Origin of the sequence: Corynebacterium sp. (assembly GCF_030532965.1) — a bacterium.
Taxonomy (GTDB): domain Bacteria; phylum Actinomycetota; class Actinomycetes; order Mycobacteriales; family Mycobacteriaceae; genus Corynebacterium.
In genome coordinates, this window is the sequence record NZ_JAUNKC010000003.1 from 159,039 (window position 1) to 179,750 (window position 20,712).

A 20,712-nucleotide genomic window follows, 5' to 3' on the forward strand; every position below is an offset into this window, starting at 1 on the left:
GTCGCGGCCATTAGGTCATTTAGTAGGCAAAACACAAGGTGGCACCGGGAGATGCAGCTAGGACGCACATTCCGGCCAAATGAGCGAAGGAGACGATATGGCTTCCGACGGTCCAGCAACTCAAGTTACAACTGCCCCCAGCGAAATGTCCCCGCCGCAGCAGGATCCCCGAGTTGCGGGAAAGAAGGCTCTCAATGAGCTCTTACAACCGGTGCGTGGCCGATTGCTTGTGGGGCAATTCTTAGCGGTGATAGCAGGCATCCTCGCCATCGCCCCCTATGTGGCGTTGGTGCAAGTGGGCGATCTTCTCTATTCCGCGTATCTCACCGATAGCCCCATCGATTCCGCAGCAGTGTGGCGCGCTATTTTTCTCCTCATCAATACGTTTTGCCTGCGGCTTTTCGTCGTTGGCGTGGCTTTAGGGGTTACCCACTTCGCCGATATTAAAATCGCGGCCATCATCCGAGAACTCACCATTTCCCGCTTGGCACAGGCACCGCTGGGGTGGTTTAGCACAACAAATGCAGGCAAGATTCGCAAAGCATTACACGATGACATCACACAGATTCACACGCTTATCGCCCACCAGCCAGTAGACGTCACCCAAGCGATCGTCACCCCGATCGCGCTGGTCGCCTACGCTTTTACCGTCGATTGGCGGCTTGGGTTGTTGACTATAGCGGCGTTGCCGCTGTACGGCGCGGCAACCGTATGGATGATGCAGGGCATGGGTGAAAAAACCGCACACATGGACGCCCACCTAGCGCGAGTTTCTGCCACAATGGTGGAATTCTTCACGGGCATCTCGGTGGTCAAGGCATTCGGAACCGTCGGTAAGTCCCACCGCCGCTACCAGGACGCCGCCGACGATTTCAGCAGGTTCTATGAAGCGTGGGTGACTCCCCTGTTGCGTGGCTCGGCCATGGCGAATGCGGCTATCTCTATTCCCGTCCTCCTTGCCATCAATATCGGCGGCGGTGCGTTGATGGTCGCCGCTGGGTGGGTCAGCCCCATCGAAGTACTCGCGACCACGCTGATCGGGCTCATGGTCCCGTCCTCCATTGAGGTTCTCACCGGCATGGTGTGGTCTTACCAGGTGGCGGGGGCCGCCGCGTTACGGGTGACCGCGGCGCTCAAAACCCCGGCGCTGGAATACGGCGATGAACTGGTACACCCCAACGGCCACGAAGTTGTCTTCGATAATGTGAGCTTCTCCTACGGTGAAACGCGCGCCGCTGATGGCGTAAGCATGACGCTGCGGGAAAACACGGTGACCGCATTGGTCGGCCCATCGGGTTCCGGTAAATCCACGCTGGCGATGCTATTAGCGCGGTTTAACGACCCCGATTCCGGAACGATCACTGTGGGCGGGGTCGATATTCGTACATTCCCGGCGCGCCAGCTCTATCAAACGGTTGCGTTCGTTCTACAAAACCCCCAGCTCACCGCCACTTCTGTGCGGGATAATATCGCGCTTGGCAAACCAGATGCCACCGAAGCGGAGATCATCGAAGCTGCTCGGGCCGCACATATTCTGGATGTCATTGAAAAGCTGCCAAACGGTTTCGACACGATCGTTGGGGCGGAGACGAATTTTTCCGGCGGGCAAGCCCAGCGGGTGGCCATCGCGCGGGCATTGCTTATCGACGCCCCAGTGCTGATCTTGGATGAGGCGACCGCATTCGCGGATCCCGAGTCGGAGGCGGAGATCCAAGCCGCATTATCAACTTTGGTTTCCGGCCGCACGGTGTTGGTTATCGCCCACCGGCCCGAATCAATCCTGGGCGTGGATCAGATCGTCATTCTTGACACCGGCAGGGTGATTGCGGCGGGCCGCCACGAAGACCTTACGGATCAACCGCTATACCAACAGCTCATGGCTTCCCGATCTCACGTGACCGGCGGTCACTGTGGTCTTGTTCGCTCGGATAAGGACTAATCATCATGAAACCACTTTTGTTTTCGCTTCTTCCTATGTGCCGCAATATGCTGGCCCGGCCAGCGCTGGTCACTACCGCTATCTGGATGAGCATGGTGATGGGAATTGCTGAGGCCATTTCGCTATTCCTCCTGATCCCGGCCATCACCGCCTTGGCAACCGACGAACCGGTGTGGGGGTTGGGGATTTCAGGTTGGGTGTTCGCCTGCATCGCGGTGGCGGTTTTCACCGGCATCTTCGGCTACTTTTATACCCGCCAGGGCTACGCCACCGGGATGGATTTGATTCAAAATATCCACCGAAAGATCGGCGATCAGGTTGCCAGTTTGCCGCTCGGCTGGTTCCACCGCCCGGTCGCGGGTCAGCTGTCTCGAATGGTGTCGGCGGAGTTAATGGTTGCCGCGGAATTGATAGCCCACCTTTTCGCCCCACTGCTAAGCCGCATTGCATTTAGCATCACCATTTTGGTCTTGAGCGTGATCTGGGATTATCGGCTCGGCCTCATTCTCGCGATTTCGACTCCGCTGTACTTGGTTTTGTTGTCTATCTCGGCTTCGCTGAGCCGGAAGGGTAAGCGGATCTCGGAGCCCACGGAATTGGAGCTGAGTAATCGGGTGGTGGAGTTCACCCATTGCCAGGCCGCTCTTCGTTCCTGTGGCCAAAGCACCAGCTACCCGCCGCTGCTGTCGGCGAACGCGCAGTGGCGAAAAGCGAAGAAAACGGAGTTGTGGTTTGAACTGGCTGCGAATATGGTCGGCGGCACGATGACCCAGTTGGTGGTGATTTCGCTCATCGTCGTCGCAGCGCAGCTTGCGGTGACAGGCGCCATTGAGCCGATTGTGGCCATAGCCTATATCGGTTTGGCGTTGCGGTACGCCCAGGTGCTGATGTTTCTCACCGAAGCATCGGTGGGATTGGAAACCAGGCGTCCGTATTTGGAATCCATCGATGAAGTCCTCACGGCACAACCATTGCCGGAACCGGAGGATTCCAAGCCCTATACCAACCCCGGTGCCATCGAGTTTTCCAACGTTAGCTTTGGTTATGCCCCTGACAAGCCGGTTATCAGGAACGTGAGTTTCGACGTTTCTCCGCGCAGCATGGTGGCTCTCGTGGGACCTTCGGGCTGCGGGAAGACCACGGTGGCGCGCCTTGTGAGCCGGTTCTACGAGGTCGATTCCGGCGCGGTCAAAGTAGGCGGGGTGGATGTGCGCGACCTGAAGATGGCGGATCTGATGAACCAATTATCCATGGTCTTCCAGGATGTGTACCTTTTCGACGACACCCTCATCGAGAATATCCGCATCGGCCGCCCGGACGCCTCCGAGGCGGAGATTACCGCGGCCGCCCAGCTAGCAGGTGTGACCGAAATCGTCGCCCGGCTTCCGCACGGGTGGCACACACCGGTCGGCGAAGGCGGCAGCGCCTTAAGCGGTGGGGAACGTCAGCGGGTTGCTATTGCGCGGGCGTTACTCAAGAACGCGCCGATTGTGCTTTTCGACGAAGCCACCAGCGCGCTTGACCCGGAGAATGAGGCAAACGTCGTCGCAGCCGTCGAAAAGCTGCGGGAAACCGCAACCGTCTTGGTCATCGCGCATAAACTCGACACCATCCGGAAGGCGGATCGCATCATTTCGCTACGCGCCGACGGCAGTCTGGAGGACATCGGTACCCACGACGAGCTCTTTAACCGCAACGGTACCTACCGCGCCTTTTGGGATAAACGTGCTCAAGCACAAGGGTGGCAATTAACCTAATGACTATGATTGCAGCACGCGGCGGCCGGAAAACCGGCCCCAAACCAAAGTTCAGTAAAGCCGACGTTGTCGACGCGGCATTTGCCGTGGGCATCGCGGATTTCACCCTCGCCCAGGTTGCCCAGCAACTTTCCGTGGCAACGTCGGCGGTGTATCGAATCTTTGACAGCCGCGACGAACTGGTTCACGCGTGCTTAAGTCGTGCTGCGGCGGAGATCGCCACCACCTTCGATCCTGATTTATCCTGGCAGGAAGCCTTGCTTCTGTGGGCGGACCGTTGCTGGGCGACGTATGAGCGTTACCCCGGATTGTCGCTGACGATCCTGCAGCACCCCAGCGCCGTCATCCACATGGAGGACTATTTCAAGCGTTTCGTTGAGTTTCTCACCGCAGCCGGGTTGCCCCAGGAGAGTGCGGCCTTCGCCATTGATTTCATCGGCGACACTGTCATTACCACCCACATCGGGATCTCCGCCATGCGCAATATCAACGATTCCGGTCAGCGCGAATTGGATACGATCTTCGCCCACACCAGCGACGACGCTGTATTTCAACCAGATGAAGGATGGGCCGATCGCGGTTTTTTGGACAAGAAGCTGGAGTTCATCATCACCGGGCTAGCCAACGAACTGGAAACGTAGCTGCTTTTAGGTGTGGCGGCCGAACGACAATCGCTTGAGATGCAACCTCACAACATATAAGAAATTTTGCATAACGACATCTAGCAAGTAGCAAAATCAACCATATGGGAATAAATACATTCACAACCGCTAGATGTCGTCCATATTTCTTCCCTATTTTTAGCTTCGCAATCCATAATGGCGGTGCTGGTTTCTCGCTTCTCCACACGCACCATCTGTTACGATCAGCAGCGATGGCAATTCTGAACCAGCTGGTGGCGGAAGAGAAATTTCCCATCGCAACCGCACTGTATGTAGCCGATGGCACCGTCTATGTTTTCGCGGATGATCTCCACCACAATCAATTAACCCTCACAAAAACCACAACCATTGATGCCATGGACGTCACCGATTGGGTGGCTCATTACTGGGCGACACCACAGCTAGAGTCTTATCAGGGAACGGTTTATTGCGGGGAGGGGTCGTGGGGAAGCGATGGTGTTGTATATTTCGCCGACCGAGATGACGAGGTGCAATGGTTGTTCGCATCCCCCGTCATCAACCCCATCACTTACGCGATGGTGACACAAGACCACGTTATCGCAGCCAATGAGGGCCTCGCCTTTGCCATCCCCATCAGCAAGCCAGAGAACATCCGTCTACTGACACTTGAGCAAAAAGAAAAACCGGCCTGACTTACGACACATTCCTGCGGATGTTGTGGGATTAAGCAGAAAAATTTGCAGCTAGACGGGCATTGGGCGCAGATTTTCAAAGGCAACTCGACCTTTACGCGGTGTGGTATTTGATTTCGTGGCGTTGGAGACGAATACGTCGAGTTGGGTCATGGCCACCCAAGTTCACGGTCACTGTGCGGCGCAGCCGTGAAACCTAAGCTCAAGAAAAATCACGCAGAAAAAGCCCCGCCCACAATCGCCAAAGCTCCAGGCCAACACGCCACGCATGATACTGCCCACAATGGTGACCGACAGGGCTAGCGCTTGGGCAATAAAAACCGGCGCGGAGTTGGTAAAACCCAGCGCCGGTTTTTGTTAAAGGGTGGTTATTCCACCACGAGCAGCAGGTCGCCGCCTTCGACCTTGGTGGCCTGGCTTAGCACCACTCGGCTGACGGTGCCGGAGATCGGGGTGGTGATGGTTGCTTCCATCTTCATCGCCTCGATAACAGCCACTGCCTGGCCTTCTTCCACGGTATCGCCGACCGCGACGGTAACCGTAACCACACCCGCGAACGGTGCGGCAACATGCCCGGAGTTATTCGGGTCGGCTTTCTCCGCCGTCGCCACGATGGATTCAACAGACCGGTCCCGCACCCGCATCGGCCGAATCTGGCCGTTAACATTGCACACGATGGTGCGCATGCCTTTTTCATCCGGTTCGGAAAGCGCGTCGAGTCGAACCAGCATGTGGGTGTTATCGCTAAGGTCGATGACGGTTTCTTTTCCTTCCACCAGACCGTAGAAGAATTCCCGGTCGGTGAGCACCGAGGTGTCGCCGAACCGACGTCGGTGCTCGGCAAATTCAGCCGCAGGCTTGGCAAACAGAAGCCGGTTCAGTGCGCCCCGCCGGGTCGCGGCATCGGAAGATGCCAAGGCCTCCGCCTCAGATTCCGGCACCTCGCTGGCCGCTGGCTGGACGCTTCGCCCCTCCAGCGCTTTAGCCCGCAGTGGTTCCGGCCAGCCGCCTGGTGGGGTGCCGAGTTCACCGTTGAGGAAGGCGATGACGGAATCCGGAATGTCGTACTTTTGCGGGTCGGCGGCGAAATCTTCTGGTTTGACGCCAGCGCCAACCAGGTAGAGCGCGAGGTCGCCGACAACTTTGGAGGACGGGGTGACCTTGGTGGGGCGACCCAACATGTCGTTGACGGCGGCGTAGTATTCCTCGATTAGTTCGAAGCGGTTGGCAAGCCCCAGCGCCACCGCCTGGGCCCGCAGGTTCGACAGCTGGCCGCCGGGGATTTCGTGGCGATACACCCGGCCGGTCGGTCCTGGCGTTCCGGTTTCAAATGGGGCGTACATCTGGCGCACAGCTTCCCAATACGGTTCCATGTCGGTGACGGCCGACAACGGAATGCCGGTGTCCCGTGGCGTATTGGCGAACGCCGCGACAATGGCGGACAAGGAGGGTTGGCTGGTGGTGCCGGACAGCGGTGCCGATGCGCCATCGACCGCATCCGCCCCCGCCTGGGCAGCCGCTAGGTAGGTGGCCAGCTGCCCACCGGCGGTGTCGTGGGTGTGCACGTGGATCGGCAGGTCGAATTCTTTGCGCAGCGCGGTGACCAGCTTCGTCGCGGCCGCTGGCCGCATGAGTCCGGCCATGTCTTTGATGGCGAGGATATGCGCCCCGGAGTTGACGATCTCCTCGGCTAGTTTCAGGTAGTAGTCGAGCGTGTAGAGCTTTTCGCCGGGGTCGACCAGATTGCCGGAATACGCCATTGCCACTTCGGCCACCGCGGTATTGGTCTCAAGGACCGCTTCGATGGCAGGCCGCATCTGGGAGACGTCGTTAAGCGCGTCGAAAATGCGGAAAATATCGATGCCGGTGCGGGCCGCTTCGTCGACGAATGCCCGGCACACGGAATCTGGATACGGGGTGTAACCGACGGTATTGCGACCCCGCAGCAGCATTTGGATGTTGATATTGGGCATCGCCTGGCGCAGGTTGTCCAGCCGCTCCCAGGGGTCCTCGTGCAAAAAGCGCATGGCAACGTCGTAGGTTGCCCCGCCCCACGCTTCAACAGATAAAAGCTCTGGGGTCAGGTGGGCGACGTGCCGGGCGGCGTCGACAAGCGCGGCGGAGCGCACCCGGGTTGCCAAAAGCGACTGGTGGGCGTCCCGGAACGTGGTGTCGGTGATGGCCAACGCGCGTTGATTCTTGAGGTGTTCCGCGAATTTCTTTGGCCCGAGGTCGCGCAGTAGATCCCGCGATCCGCGCCGCAGCGTGCCTAGCGGTGGGAGCTTTTCGACGGCGGCCCCTACCGCAGGCGGCAGCCCATGCGGCCGGTTGACAGTGACATCGGCGAGGTAGTCCAAGATCCGGCCCGGCTCATCGTCGGCGGGCGGGGCGGACAGCAGCCACGGATGATCGCTGATGAACGAGGTGGCGATGCGGGTATCCAGGAAGTCTGGTTCACGCAGCAATGCCCGCAGGAAGCCGACGTTGGTCGCCACCCCGGAAATGGTGAATTCCGCGAGCGCACGCTGGGCACGGGCAACCGCACCGGCGAAATCCGCGCCACGGCAGGTGAGTTTCACCAACATGGAATCGAAGTGGGCGGTGATTTCCCCACCCAGTTGGGCGGCACCATCCAGACGCACGCCCGCACCGCCGGGGCTGCGGTAAGCGGTGATGAAACCCGTGTCCGGCCGGAAGCCATTGGCAGGGTCCTCGGTGGTGATGCGGCATTGGAGTGCCGCGCCCTCGGTGTGGATGTTCTCTTGGCTAAACCCAAGTTCCTTCAAGGTCGCACCCGCCGCGATCCGCATTTGTGCTTTAACCAAGTCCACCCCGGTTACTTCTTCGGTAACCGTGTGTTCGACCTGTATGCGGGGGTTCATTTCAATAAAGACGTGGTTTCCGGCTTCATCCACGAGGAATTCCACGGTGCCTGCGCCAGTGTAGCCGATTTCTTTGCAGAAATTCACCGCATCGCTACAGATGCGTTCCCTAAGGTCGGCGTCAATGTGTTGAGCCGGTGCGATTTCCACGACCTTTTGGTGGCGCCGCTGCACCGAGCAGTCGCGCTCGTATAGGTGGATGACGTCGCCGGTGTGGTCGCCTAAGATCTGGACCTCAATATGCTGCGGGTTAATCACCGCGCGCTCAAGGTAGACGCGGGCGTCGCCGAAAGCGCTGAGCGCTTCCCGGGAGGCCTCCGCAGCTAGCTGCGGCAATTCCTCAATGCTGGGGATAAACCGCATGCCGCGCCCACCACCACCGGCGACCGCTTTCACAAACAACGGGAAGGTTTGGCCTTCGGCCTGGGCGCGCAAAACCTCAATGTCGTCGCTGGCCTCGGATTCATCAAGGGTAGGCAACCCGGCGCGCCGCGCTGCGGCCACCGCTGCTGCCTTATCTCCGGTTAGTTCCAGCACATCCGGGGTCGGCCCGATGAAGACGATTCCGTTCTCGGCGCATTCGCGTGCGAGTTGGGCGTTTTCGGAGAGGAAGCCATAACCAGGATAAACCGCGTCGGCGCCGGTTTTTTCGGCTGCGGCTAGGATTTCGTCGATATCAAGATAGGCTTTGACGGGCGAGCCTTCTGTACCGATTCGGCAGGATTCATTGGCGATGGATCGGTGCAATGAATTTCGGTCTTCGGTGGGGTATACCGCGACCGTTTTAGCTCCAATTTCGTATGCGGCGCGGAAGGCACGCACTGCGATTTCGCCGCGGTTTGCGACAAGAACCTTGTTAAAGGTTGGAAGCTGTGAGGTTTGTGACATAAACGGATGTTCTTCCTATGCGGGGGCCAGTACAGCAAATTAGTGACACCAGTCACTTATTTGGTATGTACCTTTATGTTAATACCCCGTGAGTCCGCTATCAGAAAACCACGCAAAATTCATGTGTTTTTCACTAATTTGATTCACTTTTTCGCCGCTATCGTCGGGTTATGCGGGACGCGGAAAAATCCGATCACGTAAATCCGCGACCGTATGGGGCCGCACCAAGCCGGGTCGGTGGTCGTATTGTTTGGCAATATTCAACGCGTTGCAGGCACACCACTTGGCGGCCTCGGCGACCGTGGGCTGGATCAGAGCTGGGGTGAAAATCCGGGGCAAGGCATTGGCGGAGAGGGAAAACTTCAGTTTCCGGTTTTGTTGCGGGACCCGATGCAGATAACCGGCGGCGGCGGCTAAGCCCAGCATCAGTTCATATTGGGAGGCGTTGGCCGAAAGTTCTTCCAACATGATTGGTAGCAGCCACAGGCCGCACCGGGGTTTTGCGGACAGTCCGGCGTCGATAAGCAAGGCGTAGTACTCGAAATGCTGCGCGAACCTGCGTGGGGTGGCTCCGCTTTTGAGCGTGCGCACGAGTGCTTTGCGATGAATCCGCCGGGCTCGCCGCACTTTATCGGGTTGGCCCGACCGAATCCATGCCGGTAGCAGCGTCATTTCTAAATCGCGTCGGTGGGCCCGGCAACGGCTGGTGTTTTCTTCCAGCGCGGCCTCCCCAACCTCGCGGGCATTATCGGCCCCACCTAATTGATGAAGGATTTCCGCTTCAATCGTCGGCGCCGAACAGGGGCATTCCCCAAATTGCTCGTCTGGTTGGCTTGATCGCCACTGTTCAAAAGCCACCAGTGCGCCGTCGTAATCGCCAATGCAGTGGCGCACGTAGTATGTCCGAAGGTAATAGTCCGACAGGGTGTTAGAGCTACGCTCTAGCATGTGGCGGTAGCGTTCCAACAGGATATGCAGTTTCGCCACCGAGACGTCGGGATTATCTAACTGACCGTGGATAATGTGTTTGAAATTTCGGCAGATAACTCGGGCGAAGTACACGCGCTGTTCCACATCCTGGTTGAGATAAAGCTCAACCAGTTCGTCGAAGCACCCAATGGCTAACTGCGTATGACGGTCGGCGATGTATAGTTCCACCAGTTCTGATAGGCACACTGCCAGGTCATCGGTGTTGTCGTCGGACCGAGCGCACATGCTGGCGTGTTCCCATAATGTTGCGCGTTCCACGGGATCGTCTGTCGCCCATGCGGTTTCCATGAGTTGCTCCAACTCGGTATCGGAATAATCCATGCTTCCCCCGTTACAGTAATTTGCTGATCAGGGTGGAATACATTTCCGACGCCCAGGTTCGTGCTTGGATATTCATTGCATGGTGGCCAGCCAATAACGACTGGACATACAGCCCTCGGATCGCCTGAGTGAGCACGTCATTGCCCATCCCAACGGCCGCGAGCAATTGATGCACCAGGGGCGATTGAACGTTGAAGACCACCTGCGCGGTATTGTCCACCACATGCAACGGCATGATGGAATCCATGCTGTCGAGCAATCCGCTCAATGAGCTTTCGCCTTCCGCCTCGCGGGCGGCCTTCTCAATCGAACTGTAGTCGGCCTCCTCAGCTGGCAGGAACAAAACCGGAACGGTACTGGGCTGGAAATCCCGAACGATAACCGAGACGTCTTGGCCCACGAGTGCCTCTTGGGCGATGCGCATCAACGGCAAGAAGCTAGCTTCTTGGTCTGGCCCCAAAACACCCATGACCCCAATCACGTCGTGCACGCTGGCTTCCACGATCACATGATCGGGATAATCCAACCGCAATTGCTCCAAGATCTCCTGGTCGTAGGCGTAACCCGCGTTCAAAACGGTCAGCTCGTTCGCCCGCGCGATGGGGACCACGGATTGGTATTTCTGATCGGTGCGGTAGTAGCGAATGCCACCGGATTTCAACAACTCGTCGAGGGTCTTGCGCCCGGTGCTGGTTTCAAACGGCACCCACCTGGTAACCAATTCGCGGGTTTCCTTATCCGAAACCGCCAACGCCTTCAGCCCGGCCATGTGCAGGCTCAAAAACCGTAAAAAGTCCTGTTCATTAAGGCTATTGATCCAGCCGCGGATTTGGTGGCCGATGGCTTCTTTGGTTTCGTCGAAAAGCGAATCCTCCACCAGCGCATCCCGCGACGCGGTGGGCCGCAGAAATTCCGCGTCGGCCACGATCCGCACAAAATACGCCCATTCCGGCACGATGTCGGTGTTTTTCTTGCTCAGCAACATCCGGCGCAAATACAGCTGGTGTTTGGCGGTCCGCCCCGGATGCGCCCCTTCCGACATGACAAACGCAACGCCTTGGAGCCCCGCAATCGGAACATCCAATGGAATGGCCGCCAGCGGTTCGAACCCAAAGTTGTCCCGACACCAGGTGGCCTGGGCGGCGATTGGGGTTTCCCACACGGGCTTGTGCCCACCTAAGGTGGTCGCCTCGCCGGAACACACGCCGTTGACCGCGCGTTCGATGGTGATTTCTACTGGCAAAAACGCCGCGTAGTGCTCGATGGTGCGCGACAGGCTAAACATATCGAAGTCTGGTTCCCCCGGAATAGCCTGCAATTCCACCAACGTGCCGCAGCCATGCAGGAGCATTGGGGGTTCATGCTCCGTCACCGTCCAGGTGCCTTGGGATTTTCCATGCCACTTGATGGCGGGCGCATCCGAGCTCGCCGAGTAGACAACAATGTCGTTGGAGACTAAGAAACACGACAATAAACCGATTCCGAATTGCCCGAGAAAATCGCTTCGCCCCAATCCGAATTCGTCACGCTTGGAGGAACCGCCGATCGTCGACAGCAATTGCTGCGCCTGCTGGTAGTTCAGCCCGATGCCATTGTCAATCACCCGAAGCATCCGAGGTTCGACGATGAACCGGATTTTGGGGCGCTCGAAAGTATCGAACTCCGGGTCAATGTCGCGTCGGGCGGTGATCGCGTCCACGCCGTTTTGCAACAATTCCCGGACGTACACATTGGCGCTGGTGTAGAGGTTCTTACTGAGCAACTCCACGATTCCACCCAAATCGACCTGGAATGAACCACCATTGCTGCTAGGCGGGATGGCGGCGTGGGGGTCAGCATTAAACTCAGACACTCGAAATCTCTTCCTTAAAGGTTTCTATCACCACAATTGACAATGAGTGGCAATGCGCTAATTATCGTCGGTTTCTTCCGTGTTTAAAAATTCCATCAACATTTTCGCGTGCCGGAATCGCATCGAAAACTGGTTTTTAGTGCCTGCAATCTGCTCCCAGGCCGGAACGGCCACCTCCCGTGCCTGCGCTATCCTACCGATTTGTACGAACATCGTGGCCAAATCAATACTGCAATACGCGGCTGATAATTCGTCACCTGCTTCGATAAACAAATCGCGGGACTGCTCGAACCAGTTTTGGGCCTCGCCATGCCGGTCGCATTCACTGGCCGCCTGGGCGCGTTCGTGACAATACTTCGCGTCCACCCCCTGCGGGTGCGCATCGCCGAGCAAACCGTAATTCTTTTTCGCTTCAAATGCACTTTCAAACAGGCGTTCCGCCTGCTCATATACCGCGTCCGAGACGTAGCCGGGTCGACTCACCCGCACCCACGCCGCATTGCTTAACCGCTCGACGTACTCCGTGGCGGCCGCTGTGGCCGCTTCCGCGTCGTCGGTTTCTTGTGCTTCCTCCAGCCCGGCGGCGGCAATGTCGACGATCCAGTCCGCCAATTGGGCACCGCGATCGTATTCGCCATCGGCGTTGAACCCGCGGATGGCGGATTCAATGGCCTCTATTTTCTCCTTCGGCTTGCTAGTCAGCGACGCCAAGGTCAAGGCGTGCTCGGCAGCCGCGGCATCCATATCTAATGCATCTAGGGCGCTGATGAGGCCGCGCCGCAAGGAAAGCTCTACCTCGGAAACGGTGTGGTTTTCGGCATTGGTCACGGCCGCGACGGCGATGTCTGCCACCTCGGCAGCTTCGGAAAACTCCCGCTGCGAGCACAACACCTCGACGAGAATCTCCGCAGCTTGCAACCGCACATTCAATAACCCGCAGGCGGCAGCGAGGTTAAGGCAATGCCTAGCGGACGCTTTGGCTTCGTCCGGGTACCCAGCTGCCTGTGCCGCCCGCGCCAAAATGTATAACCCTTGGAGCCGCACCCCGATCGGTTCTTTGGATTCCGTATGAATGGCGGTATCCGCCAGCTGTGCTGCCTCCCGCATATTGCCTGCATCGTATTCCGCCAACGCGCCAGCGATCATCTCCCGCGCCGGTTCCCGCTCGGTACCCGCCGATAGCCGCTGGGAAAGCAACCAACCGCCGGTTCGCAGCGTGTAGATGCTCGGAACCCTCGAATTCAATTCCTGAGCTGCTGCGGCAAGTTGCGCATCGTCGAAGCCGCGCCACTGACCATTTGTGTCGATAACCACCAGGTCGCTGTCGGCAACACTTCTACCGTGGTTCGCCAATCCGTAGTCGATCTGGGCGGGGGCAAACTGCCCGGAAACATCCGGAATGTCACCTTCCGGCGCAAGCTCCGGCACCGGCTGCACGTCGAAAATATCGCGGCGGACTTTCTCCACCATATAGGGGGTTTCAAGGCCGGGGCGGTTATCGTATTGGACAGCGAGTTCCAGCGCCATGTCGGTGCACCACTGGTGCACCTGCGCCACGGTTGGGTTTTCCACGACCGGTGCCGTGATCCACCGTAAATCGTCGCCAGGCAAGGTAACCGGTATTACCTCGTCTTGGTCGGGATACACGCGGAAGAAAAACGCGGCCGCCGCAGCAACGCTTAACAGGATGCGTGGGGTTTCGGTTTCCCGCCACCACGGCAAAAATCGGGTGAATAGTTCCATGCCACGTTGCCACCGCTGCGGCCGCCCCGCCATCGCCGATAACCCTAAGTATTGGAAGTGATTTGGGAAATGATCGATAAAAGCGCTGCGGCGGGAGTGTTTCTGCATCGCTTTGACGAAGGCTGGCCAGGCTTTATCGTCGCGTCCGGCTCGCAGCCATGGTTCCAGCATGCTGGCATAGAGGCTTTCGGGTTGCGAGTCGCAGAAATTCTCCGGGTCAGAAAGCCCACGCTCCCCCGCCTTAATCGCCGCATCGATGTCGCCGCGCCCAAAATACATTTCCACCAGATACATCGGGTCGCAGCCGGTGCAGTCGTTGAACTCGGTGTGGCTATCGTCGGCCCACGCCGCCTCCCACAGCTGACTGTAGTGCTGTGCTTGTTCCCCTTGCCCCAATGCAGAATGCGCAAAGTAGCGCCTGAGATAGTACGCCTTGAGGTTGTCGCCGCGTTGCCGGTAGAAGGCTTCCATCTCGTCGAGGGTGCTCAGCAGCTGATCGGCGCTGATGGTGGGCAGATCGCGCAACACCCCCACCAGGTATTTGTACTGCCACCCGAATGCGGACTGCATGTCGTCGTCGAAAAGATCGGGCCGCCGCTTACGAAACTTATCCAGCCATAAAAACGGTGCGACAATGCGGGTGCTCTCACCACCCATAGCAAAAGCACTGACGAGCGACAGGTAGCAGATAGCCTCAAGGTGTTCGTCGCCTTCCTCGCCCGCGCGTTTGGCGGCTTCCGCCCACGCCGCTGAGCATGCTTTACCCCACGGCATTGCGTCTGCTTTTTCCATCAGATCGCTTAAGGTTTCTTGCTCCATCATTGCCTTTTCCTTTTAGCTTTTCGACGTTTCCACTGCGGCGGTTCCCCTAGTGGTTGTTACTCTTCCTCGGACAACGGGCGCTCAATTTCGAACTTCTCAACGAAATCTTCCAGGTGCTCCAATTGGGCTTCGATCCCCGCCTGGCAATACAGCGCCAGCTGCTCGTCCGTCGCACCTTTTAAGACCAGGAAAACGTGGTCGGAATCGACATACACATCGCCATCATCGTCAAGACCAACACCACAGGTACCGATCGTGCCATAGAGATTTCGGCTCTGCACCCATTTTTCGGCATCCGGCAATTTCTCCTTCGGTAACGGCACGTTGAAGAACCGGAAACCGAAATACAGCAACGCGTCGTTGATGATTTCTGCCCGCAGGAAGAAACCATTCACACCGGTGGCAAGATGATCCCCGCAGTGCTCGTAGCTAAAGTCGTTATCCTTAAAAACTTTCTCTACCCGCGCTAGGGTTACCGGCTGCGGCTCATCCGTGTTTGTAAACCACGCCATTGTTTATTCCTCGCCCTCTTCTTCCCAAGTCACCAAATGTGGGAACGCCTTCTCGAACTTATCCAACACCGCGAGTTCCCGCGAAAACGTAGCTTCCAGGTACTCCAATAATTGTTCTTCCGTCAACCCCGCCGCGGTCGGTGTGGAGTGCTCGGCAATAACCGTCATGTCGTCTTCATCGTCAACGTGATAGCAGATTTTGGGGAAGAACATTTCCGCATTTAACTCGGCGCATAACTGCGCCACCGCCTCATGGTTTTCTTTCGAAATCTCCGCCCGCCACATAGTGTTTACTTCCATCAAGTCCGGTTCGGAATAAAGAAAGATAGACACCAAGCAGTTTTCAAATGCTACTTTAATTGTGTTGTTTTCCGTCACATATTTCAGTTCCATCGAGGTCAGCATTTCCTCGATTCGCGGGATTGTTACCGCAGGTAAACTCATATATCCTCCTTGTATTTTTCATGCAACTGAACAAAGAATAGCGAAACTAAACGTCAGACAATTCAAGTTGGAAATCTTGTTACGCCATTGTGACTGAACCGGAGAACCAACCCCATCGATGCAAAACCGAACCAGGCCGCACACCGCCTAACGTGTCGACGATTCCCAACCGGCAACTGCCCACAGTGGCCGTTATTTCCCGCGCCGCCTCGGACGTTCAAGGCCAAATTCTTCGACGAAATCTACCAGGTTATCAACTTGCGCTTCGATTCCTACCCGAAAGAATTCTGCCAATTGCTCATCTGTTGCACCTTGGGTGATGAGGAAAGCATGCTGGGAAGAAGCATAGACCTCGCCGTCGTTATGAACGCCGATGCAAAACGTGCCGATCGTAGCGTCAAGATTTCGCTCCTGCGCCCAGCGTTGGGCTTCCGGCAATGATTCCTGCGGTAGCGGCATATCAAAGAATCGAAAATCGAAATTCAACGCCTTCCCGTTCGGGATCGTAACCCTAAGAAAAAACCCGTCGACCGTGGCCGTGATGCCGTCTTCACGACGCGTGTAGTCAAGGTTGTTGTGTGTTAAGACCCGCTCCACCCGATCAATGGTTACCGGCTGCGGTCGATCCACCTCTTTAAACAACGTCACGATTATGCCTCACTCCCGCTATTTCCGACCGCTACATGCGGGAATGTCTCCTCAAACTTCTCTATGGCGGAAAATTCGTGGGCAAAGGTCGCTCTTATGCAATCCTCTAATTGTTCATCGGTCATCCCCGCCCCGATCGGCATAGCGTGCTTGGCGACGATCGTCATGCTGCCACCTGCATCAACGAGGTAACACATTTTAGGAAGATATAGTTGCTCATTTAAAGTCATGCACAGATGAGCCGCCGACTCGTGGTCTTCCTTTAAAATTTTTGACGCCCACATCGCGGAAATCTCCATCAGATTGATGTCAGAAAACAGGAAGAGAAAAACTAATGCGTTGTCAAAACCTATGACAATTTCGTCATCGTCTTTCTGATGCCCAAGCCCCATCGAATCCAGCATTTCCTCGATACGCGGAATCGTTACCGCAGGTAGACCCATGTATCCTCCTCGAATTTTGATTTTGCCCTCATAGAATAGCGAAGCACCCTGACACAGACCTTTGGCCGCGAATCTTGATAGCCGATTGTGACCGTGCGGAAACGTTACATGCGCTGGCACAAACCAGCTTAAGGCGGATGCGCTAGTTATCGCTCATGGCGCTGTTGCGGCGTCTCTTCGTAAAACCGAGGAATACCGAAGGTGGCTACTAAATCTTCCAAGTGCGCTAACTGGGCATCAATCCCCGCGTCCAGCCAGGATGCCAATTGGGCGTCAGTAGCGCCGTATTTAATGGCGAAGGCATGGTCACTTGCAACATGAATATCGCCGGTTTCCTCCATCAGGAAGGTGCAGCTGCCGATGGAACCTTCCTGGTTGCGAGTGTTAGCCCAATCGGCGAGCGCCGGGATCGACTCGTGCCCGATGGCGGCAGATGGATGGGCGGCGTTGACCCGCAGCATCCGATCATCCAGCACATGTGCCCGGACAAGGAACCCATTGAAACCGGTAAAGAGCGCATCGTCGATGATTTCGTATTGATAGCCGTGTTTGACGAAATAATCCACCACCCGCGCCATTGTCACCGCAGGTTTACACAGATTATCTTCCAATACTTCCTCTGGGGTTTGCTCTTCTTTTACTGCTATTTCGTTTTCTATTTCTGTTGCGTTTGCAACCGGCTCGGGTTCCGTGGCTGCCGGGGGCTGCGCCACGTCCGATTCTTCCAACGCAGCAAGCTGTGGTGATTCTTCTATCTTTGTCGGTTGCGCTGGTTCATCCGCGGCGGGTTGTGCCACTTCGTCCTCGGCTGACTGCGACGCTTCTTCTGGGGTGGGGGCGGCTTCTTGCGGGATCTCTTGCAAAACCAGATGCGGTGCTGCTACCGCCTGGTTGGAGATCTGCACAACAACTACCGGGGGTGTTGTATCGTCGTCGTTGTCGCCGTTGGCCTGGTTTTTTGGCTCGACTTCCGGTTCTTTCCAGGTGACCAACTCGGGGAAATCGGAGTCGAAAGCGTCGAATGTCTGCCGCATGTTATGCAGTGCCACCTCAAGCACGAGCCCCAGTTGGTCGTCGTCAAGCCCCTCCCCGATCGGCATGGCGTATTCGGCGACCACGCTTAAGCTGTCAGCGTCGTTGTTGACAACGCTGTGCTTGGGCACCAGTTTCTCGTTATTAAAATGCTGCACCTTCTCGCGCACCGCGGCGTGGTGATCGGCGGCGACATCGGGTCGCCAGACGCCGAGGACCCGTAATAGTTCGGCGCGGGGCAGCAATTGGCACAGGATCGTGGCGTGGTCAGTTTCGATCTGCACGATGCTATCGCTAGGGGTGTTGCTGGTTATCCCCATTTTCCCAAGCGTGGCTTCAATGCGCTCTTGGGTCACAGTGGAAGTAACCATGAAACTCCTTTACATCAATCGAGAATAACCGTGCCAAGTTTATCGAAACTTTATCCGCAGGGTGGCGCAACGGACTACACTAAAAGTTTTTTAATGTTAGGGTCGGATCCAACCCGCTTCAGCCAAACCCAGCATCTCATCGAGCGTTTCTAAATGCTCTACCAGCAGCGCGGTTCCGGTGAGAATCCACTCTTCTAATTGCTGGTCGGTGGCCCCGAAAATAACGGGGATGGCGTGAGCGACGGTAAACCGAATCTTCCCGTCCGCCACCTCGTAGGCGCAGGTGCCGACCGTACCGCGCGAATTGCGGATATTTGCCCATTCTTTAACGATGGATAGCTTCGAAATATCCAATTCCGAATCCTCCCGCCGCACACTGAACACGAGATTCTTTTCGCCGAGCAGTTGGAAGAAGGAAAAATACCCTTGGATCCAGGTGGACAGACCCCCCTCATCGACTTCGCATTCTAAGTTGTTTTTACGAAAAATCGCCTCCACCCGGGATAGCGTCACCGGGCTGGGATCGGATTCCGCAATGTTCTTCGTCCACGACATGGGTTACGCTCCTTCTTCCACCAGTTCCCAGTGCACCAATTGTGGGAATCGATCCTCGCAGTCTTTGAAGCTGAGCATGATATTGCGTATCGACGATTCCACCACCATTCCTAATTGGTCATCGCTGAGCCCGGTGTTGGTGAACACATAGTAATCCGCGGTGACGGTGGCTTTGTGATCGTCAGAAATAGCCACCCCGTGTTTTGGGACGAAGTGGTTCCAATTCAAACTGGCGACAAACTCGGTTACCTCAGGCAGCACGTCGTCGCCAATGGTGGCGTGCCACATGCCGAAGAAGTGCAACAGGGCGTTTTCCGGATAGGTGGCGCATACGATGGTGGCATTGTCGAAGGAAAACTGGGTGACCGTTTCCGATTGGCGTTCATAATGTAAACCCATCGAATCCAGCGCCATTTCAATCCGATCATTGGTAACGGGGGGAAGGCTCATAAGACTCGTTTCCGTCGCTTTTGGCTAAAGGTAATCCCGCCCAGTGTAAGCAAAGCATTGCACCGAATGGGTTGGTTTTAGAAACGTTTAACCATCTTCCTAAGCGACTCAAACACGAGCCAAATGTAGTTCTTTCTTTCCGGGGCCCTCCGGTTCGTTTCGATGGTTTGCCTTAGCTAGCTCTCCAACCAGGCGTCGAATTCAAAGTGCCGGGCACGATTCTTTTCCCAGAAATGCAATTGAAAAGTATCGATTATTACTTCGCAAAATCGGTAAAAGCCTTTACCCACCTAGCTCACGATCTACTGGCCAATAGGGTGCACCCCAGCTTTTGGTTCGGTGCCCCAACCCCCGACTCGACCTTTGCGCCCCAGAGGCTACGAATCCATGCACCGAAGCACGTAAAGGTCGAGTTAACTATAGGCAACCGCACCCCTGACCATGCCTACCTGCAGGTTTTGTGGCACCACACCCCATAACAGCCCGCACGATGCGACGCTTATGAATACGCGGACTCATCGGTGTTAAAAGCGGAATGGCTTCGCCTCACGGTTGAAACCGCACCTGAAAACCCGAGCCTAATTCGGTTTGCAATCGGCGCGCCAAGCGTGCACCGTCGGTGCGGAAGGCTGTCTCAGCCTCCGGGGTCGGGAAACCCGAGGAAGCCGGGTCATCCCAGTTGAGTATCGCATCGTAGCGGTCTTGCCACTGGCATAAGTCGGCTATCAGATCGTTGCTCAGCGGGAGGCTACGCGGATCGACATTGAATTCCGGGTAGTCCCAACTCCACAGCGGGAAGCAGCCATAATCCGCCATGAGTTTCAGCTTCTTGGGCGAAGAATCGCTCATGGTTTTTACACTATTGCACCGGTGGCGGGATATGGAACGTGCGGCTGAAATCAACCAAATTTCCGGTCTGCACCGAGATAGCTGCCAGAATCCACTCCGCCAATTGCTCATTAGTCGCCCCGGTATCGGCGATGAACACGTAGTCGCTAGCCACGTACAACGTGCCGTCGTCGTTTAAGTTGACGGTGCAAATCCCCAGTGTGCCGGCAACGTTACGATCATTCGCCCACCGCTGGGCCGCCGCCAATTGCGAAGGCGCAAGTGGGGCCTCCGGGTGGGATACCCGCACCCCTAAATACAGTTCGGAGGGGAAATCAATATCCACGCAGAACCCCTCGCTTGAGGTCATCACAACGCCACCAAGCAATTGGTACGCCCAGCCCTGAGCAGCAAAAACCGACTCCACCTGCGCCAACGACGCAGGATTGGCGGCGGGTGTCGACCAGTCGGTGAGCTCCAGCGGCGTACCAACCGGCCACGTCACCGTCTCAGGCACCACCTGTTCAATGTCGGCAAAGGCTTCCACAGTGGTGCGAATAGTGAGGTCGATGAAGCGGGCCAATTGGTCGTCGCTAAGCCCCTGGCCGGTCAACATCCGCTGCTCAGCAGATACCCGAATCGCGCCCGCCGCGGAAGTCTGCCAAATAAGTTTTGGCATGTACCGATCCGCATTGAGATCCATGATCGCCGTACACAGTCTCTGCTGGGTATCAGGGGTAACGGCCTCACCCCGCCACTGGGCGAACATCCGAATCATGGCCGCATTTGTGGCCAATTGAAACGTAATCTGCCCATTAGGCATCATGAGCTGAACCCCACCGTCGACCACGGTGCCAGTTGTCACGCCACAGCGGTGAAGCGCCGCGACAATACGCGAGGAAGTAACCACGGAAGTCATA

At 56.8% G+C, this 20,712-nt stretch carries 17 protein-coding genes; 4 read left to right on the forward strand and 13 right to left on the reverse strand.

Annotation, left to right across the window (positions count from 1 at the left end):
• Positions 1–79 precede the first annotated feature (79 nt).
• From Q4D85_RS02890 to Q4D85_RS02905, 4 genes are all read left to right on the forward strand, one after another.
• Entirely contained in the window at positions 80–1,939 is a 1,860-nt protein-coding gene (locus Q4D85_RS02890) for an ABC transporter ATP-binding protein (RefSeq protein WP_303198072.1), read from the forward strand.
• Between the two features lie 5 nt (positions 1,940–1,944).
• Positions 1,945–3,696 (forward strand): ABC transporter ATP-binding protein, encoded by a 1,752-nt coding sequence (locus Q4D85_RS02895; protein WP_303198073.1) that lies wholly within the window; start codon positions 1,945–1,947, stop codon positions 3,694–3,696.
• On the forward strand, positions 3,696–4,337 hold the full coding sequence (locus Q4D85_RS02900) for a TetR/AcrR family transcriptional regulator (RefSeq protein WP_303198075.1): 642 nt from the start codon (positions 3,696–3,698) through the stop codon (positions 4,335–4,337). The genes Q4D85_RS02895 and Q4D85_RS02900 overlap by 1 nt, the downstream gene beginning before the upstream one ends.
• Before the next feature lie 233 nt (positions 4,338–4,570).
• Complete coding sequence (locus tag Q4D85_RS02905; RefSeq protein ID WP_303198076.1) at positions 4,571–5,011, forward strand: hypothetical protein; 441 nt, start codon at positions 4,571–4,573, stop codon at positions 5,009–5,011.
• Between the two features lie 368 nt (positions 5,012–5,379).
• On the opposite strand, the gene Q4D85_RS02910 is transcribed toward Q4D85_RS02905, so the two are convergent.
• From Q4D85_RS02910 to Q4D85_RS02970, 13 genes are all read right to left on the reverse strand, one after another.
• Positions 5,380–8,781, reverse strand: a complete 3,402-nt coding sequence (locus Q4D85_RS02910; protein WP_303198078.1) for a pyruvate carboxylase — start codon at positions 8,779–8,781, stop codon at positions 5,380–5,382.
• A gap of 168 nt (positions 8,782–8,949) precedes the next feature.
• Complete coding sequence (locus Q4D85_RS02915; RefSeq protein WP_303198079.1) at positions 8,950–10,092, reverse strand: hypothetical protein; 1,143 nt, start codon at positions 10,090–10,092, stop codon at positions 8,950–8,952.
• Between the two features lie 10 nt (positions 10,093–10,102).
• The gene (locus Q4D85_RS02920) at positions 10,103–11,944 is read right to left on the reverse strand and encodes an HSP90 family protein (protein WP_303198081.1); all 1,842 of its coding nucleotides are present in this window, start codon (positions 11,942–11,944) and stop codon (positions 10,103–10,105) included.
• 57 nt (positions 11,945–12,001) lie between these two features.
• Positions 12,002–14,509, reverse strand: coding sequence for a hypothetical protein (locus Q4D85_RS02925; RefSeq protein ID WP_303198082.1), 2,508 nt, complete (start codon positions 14,507–14,509; stop codon positions 12,002–12,004).
• A 56-nt stretch (positions 14,510–14,565) separates the two neighbouring features.
• On the reverse strand, positions 14,566–15,021 hold the full coding sequence (locus Q4D85_RS02930) for a YbjN domain-containing protein (RefSeq protein ID WP_303198084.1): 456 nt from the start codon (positions 15,019–15,021) through the stop codon (positions 14,566–14,568).
• A 3-nt stretch (positions 15,022–15,024) separates the two neighbouring features.
• Complete coding sequence (locus Q4D85_RS02935) at positions 15,025–15,465, reverse strand: YbjN domain-containing protein (protein WP_303198085.1); 441 nt, start codon at positions 15,463–15,465, stop codon at positions 15,025–15,027.
• 192 nt (positions 15,466–15,657) lie between these two features.
• Positions 15,658–16,113 (reverse strand): YbjN domain-containing protein, encoded by a 456-nt coding sequence (locus Q4D85_RS02940; RefSeq protein ID WP_303198086.1) that lies wholly within the window; start codon positions 16,111–16,113, stop codon positions 15,658–15,660.
• 2 nt (positions 16,114–16,115) lie between these two features.
• Positions 16,116–16,556, reverse strand: coding sequence for a YbjN domain-containing protein (locus Q4D85_RS02945; RefSeq protein ID WP_303198088.1), 441 nt, complete (start codon positions 16,554–16,556; stop codon positions 16,116–16,118).
• A gap of 146 nt (positions 16,557–16,702) precedes the next feature.
• On the reverse strand, positions 16,703–17,959 hold the full coding sequence (locus Q4D85_RS02950) for a YbjN domain-containing protein (protein WP_303198089.1): 1,257 nt from the start codon (positions 17,957–17,959) through the stop codon (positions 16,703–16,705).
• Positions 17,960–18,055: 96 nt separating this feature from the next.
• Complete coding sequence (locus Q4D85_RS02955; RefSeq protein ID WP_303198090.1) at positions 18,056–18,514, reverse strand: hypothetical protein; 459 nt, start codon at positions 18,512–18,514, stop codon at positions 18,056–18,058.
• 3 nt (positions 18,515–18,517) lie between these two features.
• Positions 18,518–18,964 (reverse strand): YbjN domain-containing protein, encoded by a 447-nt coding sequence (locus tag Q4D85_RS02960; RefSeq protein ID WP_303198091.1) that lies wholly within the window; start codon positions 18,962–18,964, stop codon positions 18,518–18,520.
• A gap of 546 nt (positions 18,965–19,510) precedes the next feature.
• Positions 19,511–19,813, reverse strand: a complete 303-nt coding sequence (locus Q4D85_RS02965; protein WP_303198092.1) for a hypothetical protein — start codon at positions 19,811–19,813, stop codon at positions 19,511–19,513.
• Positions 19,814–19,823: 10 nt separating this feature from the next.
• Positions 19,824–20,711: a YbjN domain-containing protein gene (locus Q4D85_RS02970; RefSeq protein WP_303198093.1), complete on the reverse strand. Its 888-nt coding sequence runs from the start codon at positions 20,709–20,711 to the stop codon at positions 19,824–19,826.
• Between the last annotated feature and the right edge of the window lies 1 nt (position 20,712).

Bases quoted from the DNA above. Each gene is read 5' to 3' on its own strand.
- Q4D85_RS02890 (WP_303198072.1), top strand. From the start codon at position 80: ATGAGCGAAGGAGACGATATGGCTTCCGACGGTCCAGCAACTCAAGTT.
- Q4D85_RS02895 (WP_303198073.1), top strand. From the start codon at position 1,945: ATGAAACCACTTTTGTTTTCGCTTCTTCCTATGTGCCGCAATATGCTG.
- Q4D85_RS02900 (WP_303198075.1), top strand. From the start codon at position 3,696: ATGACTATGATTGCAGCACGCGGCGGCCGGAAAACCGGCCCCAAACCA.
- Q4D85_RS02905 (WP_303198076.1), top strand. From the start codon at position 4,571: ATGGCAATTCTGAACCAGCTGGTGGCGGAAGAGAAATTTCCCATCGCA.
- Q4D85_RS02910 (WP_303198078.1), bottom strand. From the start codon at position 8,781: ATGTCACAAACCTCACAGCTTCCAACCTTTAACAAGGTTCTTGTCGCA.
- Q4D85_RS02915 (WP_303198079.1), bottom strand. From the start codon at position 10,092: ATGGATTATTCCGATACCGAGTTGGAGCAACTCATGGAAACCGCATGG.
- Q4D85_RS02925 (WP_303198082.1), bottom strand. From the start codon at position 14,509: ATGATGGAGCAAGAAACCTTAAGCGATCTGATGGAAAAAGCAGACGCA.
- Q4D85_RS02930 (WP_303198084.1), bottom strand. From the start codon at position 15,021: ATGGCGTGGTTTACAAACACGGATGAGCCGCAGCCGGTAACCCTAGCG.
- Q4D85_RS02935 (WP_303198085.1), bottom strand. From the start codon at position 15,465: ATGAGTTTACCTGCGGTAACAATCCCGCGAATCGAGGAAATGCTGACC.
- Q4D85_RS02945 (WP_303198088.1), bottom strand. From the start codon at position 16,556: ATGGGTCTACCTGCGGTAACGATTCCGCGTATCGAGGAAATGCTGGAT.
- Q4D85_RS02950 (WP_303198089.1), bottom strand. From the start codon at position 17,959: ATGGTTACTTCCACTGTGACCCAAGAGCGCATTGAAGCCACGCTTGGG.
- Q4D85_RS02955 (WP_303198090.1), bottom strand. From the start codon at position 18,514: ATGTCGTGGACGAAGAACATTGCGGAATCCGATCCCAGCCCGGTGACG.
- Q4D85_RS02960 (WP_303198091.1), bottom strand. From the start codon at position 18,964: ATGAGCCTTCCCCCCGTTACCAATGATCGGATTGAAATGGCGCTGGAT.
- Q4D85_RS02965 (WP_303198092.1), bottom strand. From the start codon at position 19,813: ATGAGCGATTCTTCGCCCAAGAAGCTGAAACTCATGGCGGATTATGGC.
- Q4D85_RS02970 (WP_303198093.1), bottom strand. From the start codon at position 20,711: ATGACTTCCGTGGTTACTTCCTCGCGTATTGTCGCGGCGCTTCACCGC.